Below are 17450 nucleotides of genomic sequence, written 5' to 3'. Positions count from 1 at the left end.
TTTAATTTAGCACCACTTTTTTAAGCGATACCATGGGAAGCAAAACTATACTGATGTTGGACGATGATAAGCATGTCCTTGAAATATGTACAATAATTCTTGAAACAAATGGTTATAATATAGCCGTTTCACAAACCTCTCATGACATCATTGAAAAAGTGGAGGAAGTACGTCCAGATTTAATTCTGATGGACAATTGGATTCCAAAAATAGGCGGTGTTGAAGCCACCAGGCTACTCAAAAATCATCCTTTATATCGAGATATCCCGGTGATTTATCTATCTGCAAATACCGATATTGAAACGCTTGCACAGCGGGCTGGAGCCGATAGCTACCTTGCCAAGCCTTTCGATCTAGAAGACCTAGAAAATCGCATAGCTGAACTGCTTGAAAACCCTTCCCCGCTTAGAACATGCCTGTAGACTTTAGTATGCGCTTATCCGGCAGCAGTTTTCTTTAAAAAAGCACATTTCTATCGCGGTTTTGATTTCAAGCACTAAATTTCAGACACAACATCCTCCTGTTTTGTGTGCAGCTTGCTGCGGTAGGTAATCCCCCATTTGGCAATTTCGTCGATGATGGGTCCCAAAGTTTTACCACATTCAGTCAATTCGTATTCAACAGTCAAAGGCTTTGTGTTGAGCACCGTTCTTCTGATCAATTGATTCATTTCCAGATCCTGAAGTTCCTTAGATAACATTTTGGCTCCAATCCCATCTACTTCGCGCAATAGTTCCATAAAACGTAATTTCTCCACTAACAATAATGTACCGATGATATGGAATTTCCATTTTCCTGCCAAAATTTCCATGCTATCATTGATGGCTAACATGCGCGTTTTACATACACCCGACGACGTTAAAGTTGCTTCCTTTTTCATTTCACTATTTTTTATTCTTCTATTGCCGGCCGCCAGTGGTATTTTTAATTCCATAGACGATCATTCTTAGATCAGTTGACTAGAGCGTCTCCGTTTCGTTGACCTAAATTTCCAACAAAAATACAGATTTATAAAGTGATAAGGCACTATCTTTTTGGAAAGTAGTTTCCTTAAGGAAACTAATACCAAAAATAAACTATCTATATTCTACCTTTGTACCAGCAGCATCAAAAGCTCAGATTGGCAGCGTTGATGCTGTCAAAGTTTAAATCGTATATAACATATAACAATAAAACGATAAAAAAATGAAAAAGCAATTAATTTCGGGTTTAGCCCTTATCCTCTTGTTGGCTTCTTGTCAAAACACAAATGGTGATAAAGCAACAACAACAACTGCACAGGAAGTAACTGAACAAAAAGGACAAACTTACACTGTTGAAGCAGATAAAAGTTCGTTGAAATGGACTGGATACCACAAAGGTGGTTTAAATCCAAGATATGGTGTTCTGAAAAGCGAGGGTACGCTATCCGTCGAAAATAATGCTGTCACCGGTGGTACTTTCACCATCGATGTGAATTCTATTCTTACCGATTCTGCTTCGGTGGATCCTACAACTTCAGGTGGTAAAAAATCATCAGATTTGGATGCGCATTTAAAAAGTGCTGATTTCTTTGACGTAGCCAAATATCCAACTGCGAAATTTGAAATCACCAAAGTCGGTCCATTCGATGCGGCACAAGGAAAAAGTGTTGTTGCTGACGCAACAAATACAGTTAGTGGTAATTTGACGATCAAAGATAAAACGGTGAATGTAACGTTCCCTGCAAAAATTACCTTCAATGGTGACGAGGTAACATTCTACTCTAAATTTACGATCCAAAGACAAGATTGGGGACTTACTTACGGTACAGAAGGTAACCCACAAGATTGGATGATTGCACAAAACGTTGACATCGAGCTTAATGTTACCGCAAAAAATGCTAAATAATTTTTTATAGCAATAAGTCATTCATGGCATCAAATAGATTAATCAAGTATAACTTACCTGATTAATCTATTTGTTTTATATACCCTTCAAATACGAGATCCTCCTGATTCGAGACATGGATCAAATGGGAGTCCTTTAGGAGATATAAGCGATCGCTTACATCCATTACTTGCCTAAAATAGTGGTCAGCTATCAATATTCCTTTGCGATGCCTGACACGTTCAATGTGCGCGCTAATCACCTCAATAAAAATAGGACTAAGTCCGACAAAGGGTTCATCAAGTAAAACAAAAGAATGTTTGGTATGCAATAGTATTAAAGTTTCAATAAAGCGGATCATTCCTAACGAGAGGTTACCCAGATGCCTATTTAAATTTTCATGAATAAATGAAAGTTCCAGTAAATGAGAATCATCTATTTCAAAAAAACGAATTGCTTCAGAAAGCCGCAATTCTCGAGGTAAGAAGCCTTCTTGGGGCAGATATACAATCTCCTTCGTTCGGTATCCCTTTTCAAATTTTACACCTTGGCAACGCATAAATGCAAAATCAGGTTTGGTCTCTCCAAATATGATTTTCATTAGCGTAGACTTTCCGCTTCCATTTTTTCCCAATATTCCAATCACCTCGTTTGGTCCAAAAGTCAAAAAAAGATTTGAAATGATCTTTCTTCCACCGCGGCTAAACGATAGACTATCTAGGTATAAATTGCGATCATAAAGCATTTCAATATCAGACATAGTATTATAAATAACAACAAATCTATTCCAGTAAGCCTTATTAGCATCCGACTCGGCGAAAGGTGGAGGTTTTTAAGAAATATTTTCTTTTTAGAAAGGTGAAAGAGATATTCGACGGCAACAGATAGAATAGTACCGAAAACCTTCAACCAGAATATGAACATGAAGAACGACGCTGTATCAATGGATCTCAACATAAAACGTTGCGACTGCCAAAGAATACAGACCGTCACCAATAGATTAAAAAGAATTATGAATCTAAAAAATTTTAAACTCAATCGTACCATTTGCTTATGACTCAATAAGGATTGGAAAAGAGATTTAAATTGGCGCTATCGTTAAATTGGCGCTATCATTATCGATAACATGTAAACGCTGTTATGAATATAGCCAAATAAAAAGATTGTATATCAGTTTTAACATTCCTTAACTCCAGTACTTATTGTACAAAGTACTTAGGCGAAAACCTAATCTGTTGAGATTTATGGGATGCCGTAAAGATACTGCTGAGTTAGCTCAACGCGCTAAAAATGCGCTCCATAGTCGATTACCTCGGTTTTTAAAAGCATCTTTTTCGCGCTATGATTACTCAACGTCGCTGTTGCTATTTTAGTCTTTGTATCAACACTGATCGCCAGTTCGGCGCTATCCCCCCTTTTATCACTGAAAAATGAAGCAAAGTTTTTAAAAGTTTCATCTTCATCAAAAATAAACCGGGCGGCGCAGCGGTTATTATGCTGATCATACCATTTGATGTAAATATCTTTCGGAAGGCCTCGAGCCTCCATTTCCATATACCGGCCGCTCTCATCAAAGACAAAACGCTCTGCATTAAAAAACTCAAAATCTGCATCGAAAGTTTTAATGTCGGAAGAAAAAATAAATTTTGGCTGCAACTGATAACGCATACGTAATTTATCCCAATAACCATACGGAATAGATTTATTTGCAATTGCTTGCTGAATCTCCGAAGGAATAATTGAAGTGTCGGACAATACCGTTTCTCGCCATTCCTTATTAAAGATATTTCCATACGCCCCATTTCCTTTGTATTGATCCGTAGCTTTGATCACTACTTTCTTAGCTTGATATCGGCCGATTTCAATTTGACGACGTCCTGTGCCCGTGACCCATATCACCAGTACGCCCCCCGGAGCAAAACCCAAAATAATCTTATTATAATGTTCGTCGACAGTTTTGTTCGCTCCTTTTTCTTGAAATGACGTACTGAAAAGTGTCCGTAATTTATTGTAATCAATCGCACCCTCCATCCGATAAAAAGCATCTTCAACGAATGAATACCAAGTCACATCCAATGCTTTAGGTAATGACATCATTTGCTCATACGAACCGCCTCCTGCTTGTCCCCACACGCCATGATAGTTCACAATATTGCCCTCACTAAACGTAAATTCGTAATCCTCATCTTTTGGAAAGATAAAACGTCCATTATATAACTGAACCGGATAAGCTGTTGGGTTACTCATCGAGCAGGACCATGTATAGCGTCCGTTCTTAACATTATCTTCCTGCGTGAGACGTTCCTCCCGTAGTTCATTAAATGTGCTTATAGTCGTTGATAATGCAAATATAACCGGGAGTGAAACCAGAAGTCCGAATAGCGTGAACACCACATATTTCCAGGATGTTAATGCCCAGATTATCATCACGCCGCTCGATAAGGAGAGGAATGCACTGATTGTTAACATCCAAGGCAGCATTTCCTTAATTACCCCAACTAAATCCGCATAATAACGATGTTCGTACGCATTATCTAACGTAAATAAATAAAGTAATACTGGAAGCAAGAAAGAAAAAAAGCAATAAAATAGAAATCCGTAACCAAATTCAAAAGCGATTTTTTGCTTCACTACCCTACTAAATTTCTTCCTAAAAACATCGAAATGAAAATAAACCAACGCGAGAATAATAAAATACGGCGAACAGCAGAAAGCCGCATAAATCATATTTAAATCTGCTTCATGTACAAGTAGGGTCGCGATGAGACTAAAAATAGCAACCAAAAAAGCAGAAACTGTAACTCTTACAATCATTATATTTTGTTTTAATCCAAAAAGCTGTCATCCTCTATTAAGATACAACAACACGTTTTAAAAATAGTAAGAAATATTTTAGGAATATAAGCAGATCGATATTCAACTGTCCTGATCAAATATTCGACCCAAAGCAGGGAAATCAAATCGTCTAAGTAAAGTCGATCAAGTTTACTAACTTCGTTTTTATTGTTACCATCATGGATACCCACTATAAAATTAGAAAAGCCACAGCAAGCGATTCGCACCGTGTTCCTGAAATTATGCTTCAGGCAATGGAAGAGATGATATTCCGCTTGATCCGACAGGAAGATCAACAGGCAGCCGTACAGTTTTTAACGCAGCTTTTCCAACAAAAAGGAAATCTTTACAGTTATGAAAACACTTTTGTGGCCGTTGACATGAATGACCGGATTATAGGCTCGTTGACAGGTTACGATGGTGACCGGTTTATTGAATTAAGACAGCCTATTCTCGATCTTATAGCGGATCACTACGCAAATAATTTGATTCCAGAAACTGAAACAGCAGGTGGCGAATTTTATATCGATTCCATCGCCGTTGCCCCCATTGCAAGAGGTAAAGGTATCGGAACCAAACTTTTACACCATGCCATTACACATGCCCAAGAAAACCACTTTAATCAGGTTGGCCTGCTTGTTGACCTCGCGAATCCAAATGCGCGAAAGCTCTATGAAAGGATTGGTTTTCACGTTGGGAAGAAAACGTACGTTGCAGGTAGCGCATATTATCATATGTATATGCAGCTTACTTAAATAGAACTCTTGTTAAACGTATAACCTATTGGTACCCACATTCCGCCAACTGCTTCAAAAAAAGCAGGTGGACAGCTTTGGGGGACAAATAGCGTATACCGACAAATAGCGTATACCTGCAAAGCTTATTAATAGCTATTGCATGGTATAAAATCTTCAAAAATCGAGATAGAATGCACAAAATTTGAACGCTAGTTCTATCTATATTTGCACATAAAATGAAACAGCATCTTCAAAGAAAATTACGGATATACCGATACGTGGTCTATAGGGAGACATTAGTCGATCCTTGGGAACATTTTTGGTCCTTCATTGGTGCCTTTGTCGGGATATTCATTATCGCTTATATCCAATCACTTCACTTACCCTCAATAGAAAATGTCTTTTTGATTGGCTCTTTTGGAGCTTCTTCAGTTTTGGTTTACGGAGCGATACAAAGCCCACTAGCACAGCCTCGCAACCTAATCGGTGGGCATGTTGTCTCTGCCATCGCTGGCGTCACAGTGGCACAGCTCCTTCCTGATATTATTTGGCTTACAGCCCCTTCTGCTGTTGCCTTGTCAATTGTGTGTATGCAGTATACCCGTACCTTGCATCCTCCGGGTGGAGCAACAGCGCTGATTGCAGTCAGCAGCGGAACGAAAATTGCATCAATGGGATACTGGTATGTATTAAGCCCGGTTCTATCAGGCTGCACCATTCTATTGCTCGTAGCCTTAATTTTTAACAATATTACCAATAACAGACATTACCCTGTAAAAAAATCACGCCTGCGCCGTTCAAGGAGGCAGCATTTAAAAAACCGCTTTGCTAAAGCCTCCAGCACATCGCGCATGTAATGTTTTAAAAACCTTCAGCTAATATCTTGAAAAACCTTCATCGCCGTCAAAACACGTATAGCGAGTTAAAATCTAGTATATTATTGAATGTAAACGCGGTTTTGCAGCAACGTGTTAATTGTCAGTGCTCACATCTGTTTTGTCAAACACGGTAGTCATAGCTCGATAGATTCCATAAATTAAGAATAGTAGACTTGTCATTGTAAGTCCTAGATACTCTACCACCCAAGCGATAAGAATAGCTACCAAATGAATTTTTCCATTGTCGGGTTTAAATGCTGCTCCCGAATAAATATAGTAAGCGATTGAACCAAATAAAACAATCCATAATACCGCATATACATAATGAAGCGGATTTTTGCTGAGTCTCCTATTTTTAAACATCTGTCAATATTTATGATTTAGTAATCATTCCTGTATTAAACTACAAAGGGATATGTAGACAAAAATAAGTGTACTCCAGCTTTTGACAACCGCTAGTTATTATTCGCATCGCATCGTTTAATATTCGCGCGATCGGCCATTCAAATCGACTATATTGAGACTAAGCATGCTGATTTAAAACAATCATAATAAAGGAAAAGGGGCTATCCACAGCGGCCTCTTAAAACAGAACCCCGACATGAGGAAAATGACGGGGTCTTTCTAATTTTGTGTTCAATCATTTTGTTGAACATTTTGCGCTAGTATATATTGTGATACAGTATATGGTATAATATGCTATTTAGAACCTATACGTACAATACATTCCTTAACGATAGACAGTATACGTTCTATTTTGCAAGCTGATTGAGTTCGGCCTGCGAGAATGCATGGTCACCTTTAAGATAACTATTGGCTTCTTTTAAATATTTGTAGATCACCTCCCTGCCTTTTGGGTTGGGCAATTTATGCAAATTGTTTACTAAATATTCCTTATCGCGCAATCGATCTTTACCATAGCTTAGAAAAGAGGGTGCGTGTGTCTGGACACTCCATCTTATAAAACGTAAATCGATATTGTCCGGATATTTCATGATCATTTCTTCTAAAAGCTTCTTTCCTTTTTTGAATTGACCCAATTTCGAAAATGGGTTGCCCATATGTTTGGCCCATAAAATTTCATAAGCAGCGAGGTAACCCTTCTCCGTTGCGGAATTGGCGGATTTTTCCAATAGTTTCAGATTCGTTTCGCAGAGCTTCTTATTTTGAACGGCGGTAGCGTACTCGGCCCTCATTTTATCAACATCAACTTGACCAAAACAACATATCGTACATAATACCAAAGAGACACAGACAAAAAATCGTATAACCATTTTCAATTCAATTAAAGTATAAAATAGAAACTGTTCTGTCATATAACAATATCGAACAGCTTTGAGTTTTGTTATTTTTCAATACGTTAAGTACGCTATTTATTTTGCCACTTTCCCAATCCAATCAATACCACCGCGATAAGGACGAAAACCAAAGTCATTGCCAAACTGTTCAAAATAACGCTTTCTATGCCCAACTCAGAAACATTGATAAAAGGATAAGGATAAAATCCAGAAACCGAACCATGCCACAATGTGTACAACAGATAGCCTAACGGGAAAATCAACCAATAGAAAATCTGGTGCCAACGGAGTACTTTTTTGTTACAAAATAGCCACCAGAAGAGGAAAAAACTCAAAGGCGTTACAACATGCAGTAACTCGTCTACCAAACTCAGCATCCCTTTTGTGTTTAACAAAAAACGAAGTAAGCTATTATAGATAAGTGCGACAATAAGTATGTAGAGTGTGACGGCAGTAATTGTTTGGGCGTTAGTGAAGAATATGCCCAATCGGCTTTTTGCCAAGAAAACAGTAAAAAAACAACATAACAGCACCCAGACATTACTTAAAATCGTAAAATAACTAAAAAACTGTATTACATAATCGGTTGTACCAAGCTTCGAGACAAGAGCACTTAATGTAAATTGCCCAACAAGGGCCAATAGGGTGACTAAACCAATGCTTCCAGCAAAAACCGATTTTAATGACTTATGAATCTCCATATCCCAATTAGCCTTAGCCCTACTAAATATAAAGATTTTAAACACTATTTGAAATTAAATGATAAATTCAGCTTTCCGGCGTTTGAATTTGAATCTGCATAATAAATAATAGCAAAGATTTGTAAATGGAGTGAGATTACTGACTTACTATTATTATTTTTATCCGATATAAAGCATTATGAATAGATGATAAGAATAGCCATTATTGAAGATGAGCCCGCCATACGCAAAGAAATCAGCTATTTGTTGCAACAGGAGACTGACGTTGAACTTGTTGGCTGGAGTGATACTGTGACAAATGCTGTAAAACTGATTGAAGACAAACAGCCCGATGTTCTTCTTATGGATATTCAGCTCCGCGACGGAACAGCATTTGATATCTTAAAGAAGTTGACTGTAATTCCACAGAATATTATTTTCATTACTGCTTACAATCATTTTGCAATCAAAGCCATTAAATATGGTGCGCTAGATTACCTCTTAAAACCTGTAGATCAAACCGAATTAAACGAAGCTTTAGAACGCTTTCGACGCAAAAGAGAAAACAATCCACAATGGATGCAGCGTCTATCCATGGCACAAGAGGCGTTGTATGCCCGGGAATTACCCGAAAGTATCGCGTTATCATCCCTACAGCAAGTACGCATCGTTCCTGTTCATAACATCGTATATTGCAAAGGAGATGGCCCTTATACATTTTTCTTTTTAAATGATGGCACAAAAGAGTTAATATCCAAACCGCTCAAATATTATGAAGAATTATTGCCCCAGCCCTATTTTTTGCGCACCCATCAGTCCTATCTTGTTAATAGGTCGCATATTTCAGGCGTCAATCGCTCCGAATATATTGTCTTAAAAAACAAAGAGGAAATTCCCATCTCCTCGCGCAGAAAAAACTCGATTTTAAATCAGCTGTTTCCAGAAAAATGAGCGCACTGAACCGCATTTTACCTTGGCTATCAATCTGCCTATTGTTCATAGCCTGTACGAAAAAAAAAGGCACATACTCACCTGAACGTAAAGCTCTTGCCGCACAGATTCAATCGCTCGAGGACCAAAAAATGAATGGCGCAAACGGGGATTCTTTAAAACAGGTCTGGTTAGAATTAGACCAGAATTTGAATGTGAAAAAAGATACCGTGCTGGCTGCCCGCGTAAAATATTACTTGGCTCGACAATATGCCAGGAGCAGGCAAGATTCAGCGCTTTTCTTTGTTGAAAAGGCTCTTGAGCTGATTGAACCAACCACGGGGAATGCAAAATACAAGGCGCTTATTTATAACGGCATAGGAAACATCCGCAGTCTCGAAGCAAAGGAACGAGAAGCTGGCTATTATTATAATAAAGCTGCTACAATTGTTTTGTCGGACACCGCATCAGGACTGTCAAACGAAGCAAAATCAGCAATATTACTGTCTGCAGCGCAAAACAACCTCACTTCCTTTCAGTATAATCTTGCTGAAAAGATGAATCGAGCGGCATTACCCCTAGTAGATGCATTGCCTGAAGGACATATCAATCGACAACGCGTTTTGGTACAAATTATCCAGACACTGAATACCTTGCAGAGACCCGCAGCTGAAATTGCCCCCTACCTCCATAAACTCGAAGAATTACACGCTAAGCACCCAGACAAATACAACATCAGTTTTTTGTACGATTCGAAGATCCAATACTACGAAACTGCGAAAAAAACTGATTCCATTTTACATTATGAACTGCGAAAAATTGCAATAGACGAATATTTGCATCAACAGACATCATCTCCAACATTGATGAATAATCTATTTGTTGATTACAGCAATGTAGCTGCAATTTATGTGACATTAAATAAGCCCGCTTTGGGAGAAAAATTCATCCAAAAGGCCAATAGGCTGAAAGCACAGTTTCCAAAATTAATTTTTCCCGCCAACGAAATTACCTTTCAAAACAACCTCGCCGCGCTATACAGCTTGCAAGGGAAAAATAAAGCCTCAATAGATGTATTGAATCACCTTGTTCAGTTACAAAGGAGTATTTACCAGTCAGAGAATACACAGGCGATTGCAGAAATGAATGCTCTTTATCAGCTTCAGGCGAAAGATCAATCTATTCGTATGCTGAATGAAAATATTGAAATCAATAAACTTCAACTGCAGCAAAATCGTCTCTGGCTCATGACAACCTCTTTGGCCATCATTTTATTGATCATCATCCTTTTCTTTCTATATTCCAGTTTTCGCCAGCGACGTTCCAGGCAAGAAAAAGAAAAGGTCTTATTGCAGCAGCAATTACTACGCACACAGATGGAACCACACTTTATTTTCAATACTCTTTCGGCTGTTCAAAGCTTTATGCGCCTTGATAAAAAAGAAGATGCCATTAAATATTTAAATCTTTTCAGTCGCTTATTACGTAGCAATCTCGAATTAAGCCGTGAGAACGTTGTCCCACTAAGTGAGGAACTTGAGGCCTTAGAAAACTATCTCATTCTACAGCAAATGCGTTTTGATGACACTTTTCATTACCATATTACACCTCCGCAAGATCAAGACCTCAGTGCGGTGATGCTACCTCCCATGCTGATACAACCCTATGTTGAAAATGCTATTCTTCATGGTATAGACCTCCATATAGGCAATGGCAGCATTGACATCCAATTTGCACTATCAGGAGATATCCTGCGCGTGAAGATTCAAGATAGTGGTAAAATCAATAGCGACATTCCTGAATTGTCACATCGGTCGCTTTCAGGAGCCATCTGCCGAGAACGCATGCAATTGCTCGGAAAAAAAGCAAGTATACAGATCAACAAAAACCCGAATGCTGGCACCACAGTGATCCTTCACATACCGGTGACCTATTGATGATCTGTATTCTTCGTTCATTCAGACAGCTACTCCTGGGTCATTGGTTTATTGTTGTTGCAGCTTATCCGCTAAAATTTTCATATAAAACCCTCCAACGACACTACGCGCCTTAAAATTTTCACGAATTCCAGTATTGGAATCATAAAAATCATTCAAAGGGACGCGGGATTCCGTTTGAATTGCATGGTTATACACTGGTTTTACCAAAGCTTCAAACGCTTCCCTTGATGGAGCAAATGATGCTGTCCAAAGAATCCAGTCGTTTTTGGTGTAGGCTTTGCGGCTGTCCAATGGTATGCCGAATCTATTTTGCTTGGTTAGGTAATATTTAATTTCCGTATCATAGACCTTTTGAGGAAATAGATTTAATCCCAATACTTTGTCCCAGATCAAATTATATTTCTGACTCCAAGTATTTTTATCATCAAATGTCAGCGCATAATGGTCGCCAGCATCTGCCATTTCCATCCATCTTGGAACCATTTCCTCCGCAATTGCACGGTATTTTTTTGCAATGGCTGTTTCACCAATTGCTTCAGCCAGCTGCGCATAACAAGCGATACCAACAATTGCTTTGACAGATAAGTTCGTATTTCGAGCAAGGTGACCGGCAAAATCGTCTGTACAAAGCTGTGTCTTAGGATCAAAACCGTCTTTAACAAGATAATCTACCCAAGTAGTAAGGGTTTTCCAATGCTTCCTGGCATAGTCAGCATTTCCTTGCACTTTCGCGATTGCCGCAGTTAAAATAATCATATTGCCCGATTCCTCCACAGGCATAGGTTCACCATAGGTTTGACCATTGGCCAATGGATACGTACCCAAATCGTGCGCGGCCCAAGGATAGGGATATTTACCGCTCTCACTGAAATAAAATATTCCACTTAACATCCCTTTCAACAACTCCGGATTATAGATCAGATACAAGGGCGCTGAAGGATAAGTGACATCCACCGTATTGATAAAACCACCACTATTATTTTCTTTCGACAACCATAATAGTTCATTTTGCGGACTTTTTACCAAGGTATGTGCTGCTATGCTTTGGCGATAAGCTAGAATACTAAGATGTGCGTACTCTTTTCCACCCGATTTGAGCGCATCCGCATAAACCGCCTTGTCGAATGCCACGCACTTATCGAGCACATTACGATACTCATCTGCAGCCAAAGACAACTGATTTTCCATCGTTTCTTTGCCAGAATTGTTCCACCATGGTTTCAGGTTATTGTTGAAATACTGAATCGCATAAATCTCATCGTAGCCAACCTCAACAAAACGCTCCTCCGCTTTCGCCCCCACAGTTCCAAATGGAATGACCGTGTTCAGCGCAAGTGATGTACCCTTAACGGTTTTTGCAGCGGTCGTCGTTCCCTTTCTAAAGGCATCTACAGCTCCGGCCCTCGGACTAATAAACTGTTGCGTTTTATCCCGCTTCGGCGAAGCAACGTAAAAATACCCCCAGTCTATCCGCATATCATCGGCCCCTTTCTGCAAAATGGGTTGTTCGACCGTTCCCGTTTTTAGGACAGACAATTTTTCTGTCTCATATTTTTCGGCGGTTACTTCTTGTGAAGGTTTATACACCGCAATATTTGAGGATGCACTTAGAAAAACTTTCACCGCATGCTGCTTGCCATCATTTGCTTTTACGTTGTATGTGATATAGCTTACGGGGCGAGCCAATACATTCAGATCATCCATCAGCAAAGGCGACGTAAAGGTCAATTTTAGATCCACCTTACCGGCCTGAAAATTATAGACCGTACGCGTCGCTGTTATTTCCACATCTTTTTGCACCGCTTCCTGAATCCGTGGCCCACGCTCTTTAAGCCTGTCAACCAATCCAAAATCGAGGTAACGACCGCCAGCACTATTCTTCAAATGGATGGCAATATGATTTTGCCCGGCCTTTAAATTAGCCTTGTCAATCGGCAAATATTGAAAGCTGTTGGTCCAACCTACCTTTTCGTAAACCTTCTTCCCATTCAAAAATACTTCGATATTATCATCATGATTGAGTTTTAGAAACAGCTCATTGATACCCTTCAGATCCGCAACGGAAAACTCACGTCTCACCCAGATATCGTCTGATTTCCAAAGTGTCTTTACCTGCTGCGCATCATCACCGATGGGTGCAAGTCCCGATTTCCACGTATTCGTATTATAAGCGGAAGACTCCCAGCCGCCTTGAGGCTTCGATTCAGTATACTGTACCGTATAAGATTTATCTTCCGAAGTCGGTAGAATGACCGCATAACTAGGCTCTTCTTTGCCAAGAAAACGATAAGTATTGCCATCAACATCAATTAAACCCAACAGTGAATGATCAGCGTCTGTCCAGTGTTTCGTTGTCGACGCATGAAGCTGGTCCGTCATGGACCATATACTGAAATTGGGGTTATGTGTAATCAATGGATAAGCTGGAGCTTTGCGTTCTTGGGCTTGTCCATCTAAAACAGCGGAAACACAGGCCACAACAATACAGAGACCCATCTTCCCAAGTTTGTTCATTGCATAAATAGATTTTTGAAAAGGTTTAATCATATTTTTTGGATAAAATTAGCTATACAGTTTTCCCTATTGAGCATTTGCCCAATCCTTTTAACAAAGAAAGTTGGAATAATTGGAATTCAGCTGTCGCATCGTATCATTTTACCTTCAATTTATATCATATTTGACATGCTGCCATCTAATCAAGATAATTATTATCTTTGAGAACCCGTCCGATCGTTATGTGCTCAATGACCTAATAAAAATCGGCATTCAATTTTACCAACAACACAATGAGAAGTATTTCTATTTATTTCTTCGTGACCCTATCTTATCTTTTGTCAACAAGCTTACAGCTCTATGCACAAGAAATAGATTCGGTCAATAAAAAAGAGCTGGATCTGAGTTCCCTACTGAATGGAATCAGGCAACAGCAAATCAATGATTCGCTCGAACGGGTAAAGCTTCAGCACGAAATTGCCGACCTTAAAAGTCAAAATAGTCCCAAAAAGGAGAACTTAAAACAGCAGCTCAATGAGTTTGACGAAGAAAATACGATTCGGCAGCAGCAACTGAAAGTCAAAGTAGACTCGATCAAAAAAAACACAAAAAGATACGCAGTCGCGCCGTTTCAAGACACGTTATTCTATATCTACAATAAGCTTGGATCGTCATTAGCCAAAGATCGCGCTTCCAACGTGGTTAGCAGAATCCACAATCTCTATGAAGATGATTTTGTGAAAGTAGATTCATTTAAAATCGAAAACAGCGAAATCAGCGCCGACATCGTTTATAAAGATCTCATCATAACTTCCGTCACCGAACTTGATGCACTTCTTGAAGGAAAAAGCAAAGAAGAAATTGCGGCAAACTATCTAAAAAAGATTCAAGATAGCATCACAGCTGAACGTGCCGCGAACAGCATCACAAAACTTCTTACCCGAATTGGGCTCGTACTCCTTATTCTCATTGTTTTTTCTATTCTGATCTTACTAATAAATAGGTTAAAAGCATACGGGACACGACGCATACTAACGGAACGAACGCAGCGGATTAAAGACATTAAGATCAAAAATTACGTACTCGTTACTTCGGTACAAAAAACACGGATGTTTATTCATGCGATTAATATCTTACGTTGGGGATTGATCATCCTAATCGCCTTTATCGTGCTGCCTATTGTTTTCAGTGTTTTCCCATTTACACAGAGCTGGGCTTCCAATCTGATCGGACTTTTCACAAAACCGCTCAAAACCGCAGTCTTGGCCATATGGCATTATATTCCAAATCTGATCACAATTTTAGTGATACTTGCCGTCATGCGCTATGCTGTTCGATTTATAAAATATATTTTTAGCGAGATTGACAAGGGCAAATTAGAAATTAACGGTTTTCACCGTGATTTTGCCATGCCAACCTTTACCATCGTTCGTTTCCTGCTTCACGCATTTACGCTGGTGCTCATATTCCCGTACTTACCCGGAGCAAATTCAGATATCTTTAAAGGAATATCCGTATTTATTGGTATCCTGTTCTCTTTAGGGTCATCTTCTGCGATTTCCAATATCATTGCAGGTCTTGTAATCACGTATATGCGTCCTTTCCGGATCGGAGACCGCATCACCATTGCCGACAAAACAGGTGTTGTTATCGAAAAATCGCCCTTGGTAACCAGGCTTCGAACCATAAAGAATGAGGAGATTACGATTCCCAATTCCTCTGTTCTTTCCGGAAATACAGTGAATTACTCGACCTTTTCAGAGGATGGAATCTGCTTTCAGGTGGAATTAACGGTCGGTTATGAAGAGCCTTGGCAACGGATCCATGAGTTGCTTTTAAACATACCACCGCGCGTAAAAAGAGTTAAACTTAATCCCGCACCATTTGTGCTACAAAAACAGTTAGATGATTTTTATGTACTCTATGAGCTGAATGTCTTTATTGAAAGATCTGCGGAAATTGAATTTGCAAGATCTGAAATTTTTCAGTTAATTCTTGACGACTTTTTAACCGCAGGAATTGATATGAATGGACCTCATATCTATGCTAAGGCAGAACATGTACAGCAATATAATCCAAATATGCCCGGCAAGACGCAAGAAAACTAATTTCAGTAATAGCCGCTCCCGATCGAGCAGTCTACCTAAAACACTCGTGTAGAGACGCTCGTACTGGACCAGCTTGTATTAGCTAAATTGGACTAGCTTTTTCTTAATAATTGGCTGTAATTTTGACTTCAATAACAAACAATACAACCGCAACATGGATGAGTTTATTACAGAAAATATACGCATCATACAAGAGCGTATCGACAAAGCGTGCAAAGCAAACCAGCGCAATCCCGGAGAAGTAAAATTATTGCTAGCGACTAAAACTGTACCTGCCGAACGTATTGAAATTGCACTACGTACAGGACAAACGTTGATAGCGGAGAATAAAGTGCAGGAACTGAAAGACAAATTTGAGTATTTAAAAGCTATTCCCCATGTTAATCATTTTATTGGCCACCTGCAAACCAATAAAATCAAGGATATTCTCAAATATAATGTATCCTGCATCCATTCAATAGATCGTGTAGATTTTGCCGAAAAATTGCATCAGCGCCTTTTAAAAGAAAATAAAACCATGGAAGTGCTCATCCAGGTAAACACTTCCTTCGAAGAGAGCAAATATGGCGCTGCTCCAGAGAAAGTCATCGATCTGGTTCAGCAAATAGCCACATTTAGCACACTAAAAATTAAAGGACTGATGACGATAGGTCTATTGAGTGCCGAGGCCGAACAGGTAAGAGCCTGTTTCAAATTGCTTAAACATATTCAACAACAAATTATAGCCCTAGCTATTCCTGATGTATCGATGAAAGAACTGTCGATGGGCATGAGCGGGGATTTAGAAATAGCGATAGCGGAAGGCGCGACGATTGTCAGGGTAGGAACGGCAATTTTTGGACAGCGCCCTACTCCAGATAGTTATTACTGGAATGAGAATCTATAAGATAAAAAGCAATGCGGATACATTTTATACAACACGAAGTTTTCGAAGCACCCGGAGCTTATTTAGCCTGGGCAGAAAAACAACAGCATGAGGTCACCTTTTCCCACGTCTATAGACAGGACCATTTGCCAGAACAAATCGATTCCATCGATGTGTTGATCATTATGGGCGGACCGCAAAGTCCAGATTCATCCCAAATCGAATATCCTTATTTCGACGCTAAAGCCGAAATCGCTTTTATCCGCCGATGTATCAATGCAGGCAAGGCTGTTGTCGGTATATGCCTGGGCGCACAATTGATTGGCGAAGCGCTGTCGGCAACATACGAACACAGTCCGCAAAAAGAAATTGGAGTTTTCCCGATCATGCTCACAGCAGAAGGAATTCAAGACAGCAAAATAGCTCATTTTGGCAGCCCGATACCAGTCGGACATTGGCACAGCGATATGCCTGGACTTAGCCCAGAAAGTAAAATCTTAGCAAGCAGCGTCGGCTGCCCTCGGCAAATTGTTCGCTATACAAATCTCGTCTACGGATTTCAATGCCATATGGAACTCACACCTGAAGTCGTCCGGCTTTTGATCGCTGCAGAAGAAGATCTCTTTCTTCAAAGCCAATCGCTCCAGTTTGTGCAATCACCTGACGAAATTCAGGCTTATGATTACAGCGAAATGAACAGCAAACTTCATACATTTTTAGATTTACTTGAAGGCGCATACGCGAAAAGCCTAGTCAATACATGAAGCGTATCTGTCTAAATGGGAGCGTAAAAACTCACAACGTTAATTCATTATTTGGACAAAAATAGTAGATTTGG

The 17450-nt window shown here is 39.5% G+C and carries 16 protein-coding genes; 9 read left to right on the top strand and 7 right to left on the bottom strand.

Annotated elements, in window-relative coordinates:
* The first annotated feature begins 32 nt into the window (after positions 1 to 32).
* Positions 33 to 422, top strand: a complete 390-nt coding sequence (locus tag B3139_RS17255) for a response regulator (protein ID WP_293884785.1) — start codon at positions 33 to 35, stop codon at positions 420 to 422.
* Positions 423 to 496: 74 nt separating this feature from the next.
* Here B3139_RS17255 and B3139_RS17250 read toward each other — a convergent pair whose 3' ends face one another.
* Complete coding sequence (locus B3139_RS17250; protein ID WP_293884784.1) at positions 497 to 934, bottom strand: winged helix-turn-helix transcriptional regulator; 438 nt, start codon at positions 932 to 934, stop codon at positions 497 to 499.
* A gap of 251 nt (positions 935 to 1185) precedes the next feature.
* On the opposite strand from B3139_RS17250, the gene B3139_RS17245 reads away from it, so the two are divergent.
* Entirely contained in the window at positions 1186 to 1869 is a 684-nt protein-coding gene (locus tag B3139_RS17245) for a YceI family protein (protein WP_209577957.1), read from the top strand.
* A gap of 61 nt (positions 1870 to 1930) precedes the next feature.
* On the opposite strand, the gene B3139_RS17240 is transcribed toward B3139_RS17245, so the two are convergent.
* Complete coding sequence (locus B3139_RS17240) at positions 1931 to 2608, bottom strand: ATP-binding cassette domain-containing protein (RefSeq protein ID WP_293884783.1); 678 nt, start codon at positions 2606 to 2608, stop codon at positions 1931 to 1933.
* A gap of 524 nt (positions 2609 to 3132) precedes the next feature.
* Complete coding sequence (locus B3139_RS17235; RefSeq protein WP_293884782.1) at positions 3133 to 4662, bottom strand: DUF2931 family protein; 1530 nt, start codon at positions 4660 to 4662, stop codon at positions 3133 to 3135.
* 200 nt (positions 4663 to 4862) lie between these two features.
* Here B3139_RS17235 and B3139_RS17230 point away from each other — a divergent pair, with 200 nt between their 5' ends.
* Positions 4863 to 5438, top strand: coding sequence for a GNAT family N-acetyltransferase (locus B3139_RS17230; protein WP_293884781.1), 576 nt, complete (start codon positions 4863 to 4865; stop codon positions 5436 to 5438).
* A 218-nt stretch (positions 5439 to 5656) separates the two neighbouring features.
* Complete coding sequence (locus B3139_RS17225; protein ID WP_293884780.1) at positions 5657 to 6277, top strand: HPP family protein; 621 nt, start codon at positions 5657 to 5659, stop codon at positions 6275 to 6277.
* A 114-nt stretch (positions 6278 to 6391) separates the two neighbouring features.
* Here B3139_RS17225 and B3139_RS17220 read toward each other — a convergent pair whose 3' ends face one another.
* The 3 genes from B3139_RS17220 to B3139_RS17210 form a co-directional block, all read right to left on the bottom strand.
* Positions 6392 to 6661: a hypothetical protein gene (locus B3139_RS17220; protein WP_293884779.1), complete on the bottom strand. Its 270-nt coding sequence runs from the start codon at positions 6659 to 6661 to the stop codon at positions 6392 to 6394.
* Between the two features lie 389 nt (positions 6662 to 7050).
* A complete protein-coding gene (locus B3139_RS17215) occupies positions 7051 to 7572 on the bottom strand; it encodes a hypothetical protein (protein WP_293884778.1) in 522 nt (173 codons plus the stop codon).
* Between the two features lie 95 nt (positions 7573 to 7667).
* Complete coding sequence (locus B3139_RS17210; protein ID WP_293884777.1) at positions 7668 to 8297, bottom strand: Pr6Pr family membrane protein; 630 nt, start codon at positions 8295 to 8297, stop codon at positions 7668 to 7670.
* Between the two features lie 186 nt (positions 8298 to 8483).
* On the opposite strand from B3139_RS17210, the gene B3139_RS17205 reads away from it, so the two are divergent.
* Both B3139_RS17205 and B3139_RS17200 read left to right on the top strand, forming a co-directional pair.
* The gene (locus tag B3139_RS17205) at positions 8484 to 9227 is read left to right on the top strand and encodes a LytR/AlgR family response regulator transcription factor (protein WP_293884776.1); all 744 of its coding nucleotides are present in this window, start codon (positions 8484 to 8486) and stop codon (positions 9225 to 9227) included.
* Positions 9224 to 11143, top strand: coding sequence for a sensor histidine kinase (locus B3139_RS17200; protein ID WP_293884775.1), 1920 nt, complete (start codon positions 9224 to 9226; stop codon positions 11141 to 11143). The genes B3139_RS17205 and B3139_RS17200 overlap by 4 nt, the downstream gene beginning before the upstream one ends.
* Before the next feature lie 48 nt (positions 11144 to 11191).
* Here B3139_RS17200 and B3139_RS17195 read toward each other — a convergent pair whose 3' ends face one another.
* Complete coding sequence (locus tag B3139_RS17195; protein WP_414711840.1) at positions 11192 to 13642, bottom strand: glutaminase domain-containing protein; 2451 nt, start codon at positions 13640 to 13642, stop codon at positions 11192 to 11194.
* Positions 13643 to 13932: 290 nt separating this feature from the next.
* Between B3139_RS17195 and B3139_RS17190 the strand changes: the two genes are divergently transcribed.
* The 3 genes from B3139_RS17190 (at position 13933) to B3139_RS17180 (ending at position 17376) form a co-directional block, all read left to right on the top strand.
* Complete coding sequence (locus tag B3139_RS17190; protein ID WP_293884773.1) at positions 13933 to 15747, top strand: mechanosensitive ion channel family protein; 1815 nt, start codon at positions 13933 to 13935, stop codon at positions 15745 to 15747.
* Positions 15748 to 15901: 154 nt separating this feature from the next.
* A complete protein-coding gene (locus tag B3139_RS17185; protein ID WP_293884772.1) occupies positions 15902 to 16633 on the top strand; it encodes a YggS family pyridoxal phosphate-dependent enzyme in 732 nt (243 codons plus the stop codon).
* An 11-nt stretch (positions 16634 to 16644) separates the two neighbouring features.
* Positions 16645 to 17376 (top strand): glutamine amidotransferase-related protein, encoded by a 732-nt coding sequence (locus tag B3139_RS17180; RefSeq protein ID WP_293884771.1) that lies wholly within the window; start codon positions 16645 to 16647, stop codon positions 17374 to 17376.
* Positions 17377 to 17450 lie beyond the last annotated feature (74 nt).

It is taken from the genome of Sphingobacterium sp. UBA1498, from assembly GCF_002325125.1.
GTDB lineage: Bacteria > Bacteroidota > Bacteroidia > Sphingobacteriales > Sphingobacteriaceae > Sphingobacterium.
This window is presented reverse-complemented; position numbering and strand designations above follow the sequence as displayed.

Excerpts from the sequence above, each read along its gene's own strand:
- B3139_RS17180 (WP_293884771.1), top strand. The coding sequence starts at position 16,645 with ATGCGGATACATTTTATACAACACGAAGTTTTCGAAGCACCCGGAGCT.
- B3139_RS17235 (WP_293884782.1), bottom strand. The coding sequence starts at position 4,662 with ATGATTGTAAGAGTTACAGTTTCTGCTTTTTTGGTTGCTATTTTTAGT.
- B3139_RS17210 (WP_293884777.1), bottom strand. The coding sequence starts at position 8,297 with ATGGAGATTCATAAGTCATTAAAATCGGTTTTTGCTGGAAGCATTGGT.
- B3139_RS17185 (WP_293884772.1), top strand. The coding sequence starts at position 15,902 with ATGGATGAGTTTATTACAGAAAATATACGCATCATACAAGAGCGTATC.
- B3139_RS17230 (WP_293884781.1), top strand. The coding sequence starts at position 4,863 with ATGGATACCCACTATAAAATTAGAAAAGCCACAGCAAGCGATTCGCAC.
- B3139_RS17250 (WP_293884784.1), bottom strand. The coding sequence starts at position 934 with ATGGAATTAAAAATACCACTGGCGGCCGGCAATAGAAGAATAAAAAAT.
- B3139_RS17240 (WP_293884783.1), bottom strand. The coding sequence starts at position 2,608 with ATGTCTGATATTGAAATGCTTTATGATCGCAATTTATACCTAGATAGT.
- B3139_RS17205 (WP_293884776.1), top strand. The coding sequence starts at position 8,484 with ATGATAAGAATAGCCATTATTGAAGATGAGCCCGCCATACGCAAAGAA.
- B3139_RS17215 (WP_293884778.1), bottom strand. The coding sequence starts at position 7,572 with ATGGTTATACGATTTTTTGTCTGTGTCTCTTTGGTATTATGTACGATA.
- B3139_RS17200 (WP_293884775.1), top strand. The coding sequence starts at position 9,224 with ATGAGCGCACTGAACCGCATTTTACCTTGGCTATCAATCTGCCTATTG.
- B3139_RS17245 (WP_209577957.1), top strand. The coding sequence starts at position 1,186 with ATGAAAAAGCAATTAATTTCGGGTTTAGCCCTTATCCTCTTGTTGGCT.
- B3139_RS17225 (WP_293884780.1), top strand. The coding sequence starts at position 5,657 with ATGAAACAGCATCTTCAAAGAAAATTACGGATATACCGATACGTGGTC.
- B3139_RS17255 (WP_293884785.1), top strand. The coding sequence starts at position 33 with ATGGGAAGCAAAACTATACTGATGTTGGACGATGATAAGCATGTCCTT.
- B3139_RS17220 (WP_293884779.1), bottom strand. The coding sequence starts at position 6,661 with ATGTTTAAAAATAGGAGACTCAGCAAAAATCCGCTTCATTATGTATAT.
- B3139_RS17195 (WP_414711840.1), bottom strand. The coding sequence starts at position 13,642 with ATGGGTCTCTGTATTGTTGTGGCCTGTGTTTCCGCTGTTTTAGATGGA.
- B3139_RS17190 (WP_293884773.1), top strand. The coding sequence starts at position 13,933 with ATGAGAAGTATTTCTATTTATTTCTTCGTGACCCTATCTTATCTTTTG.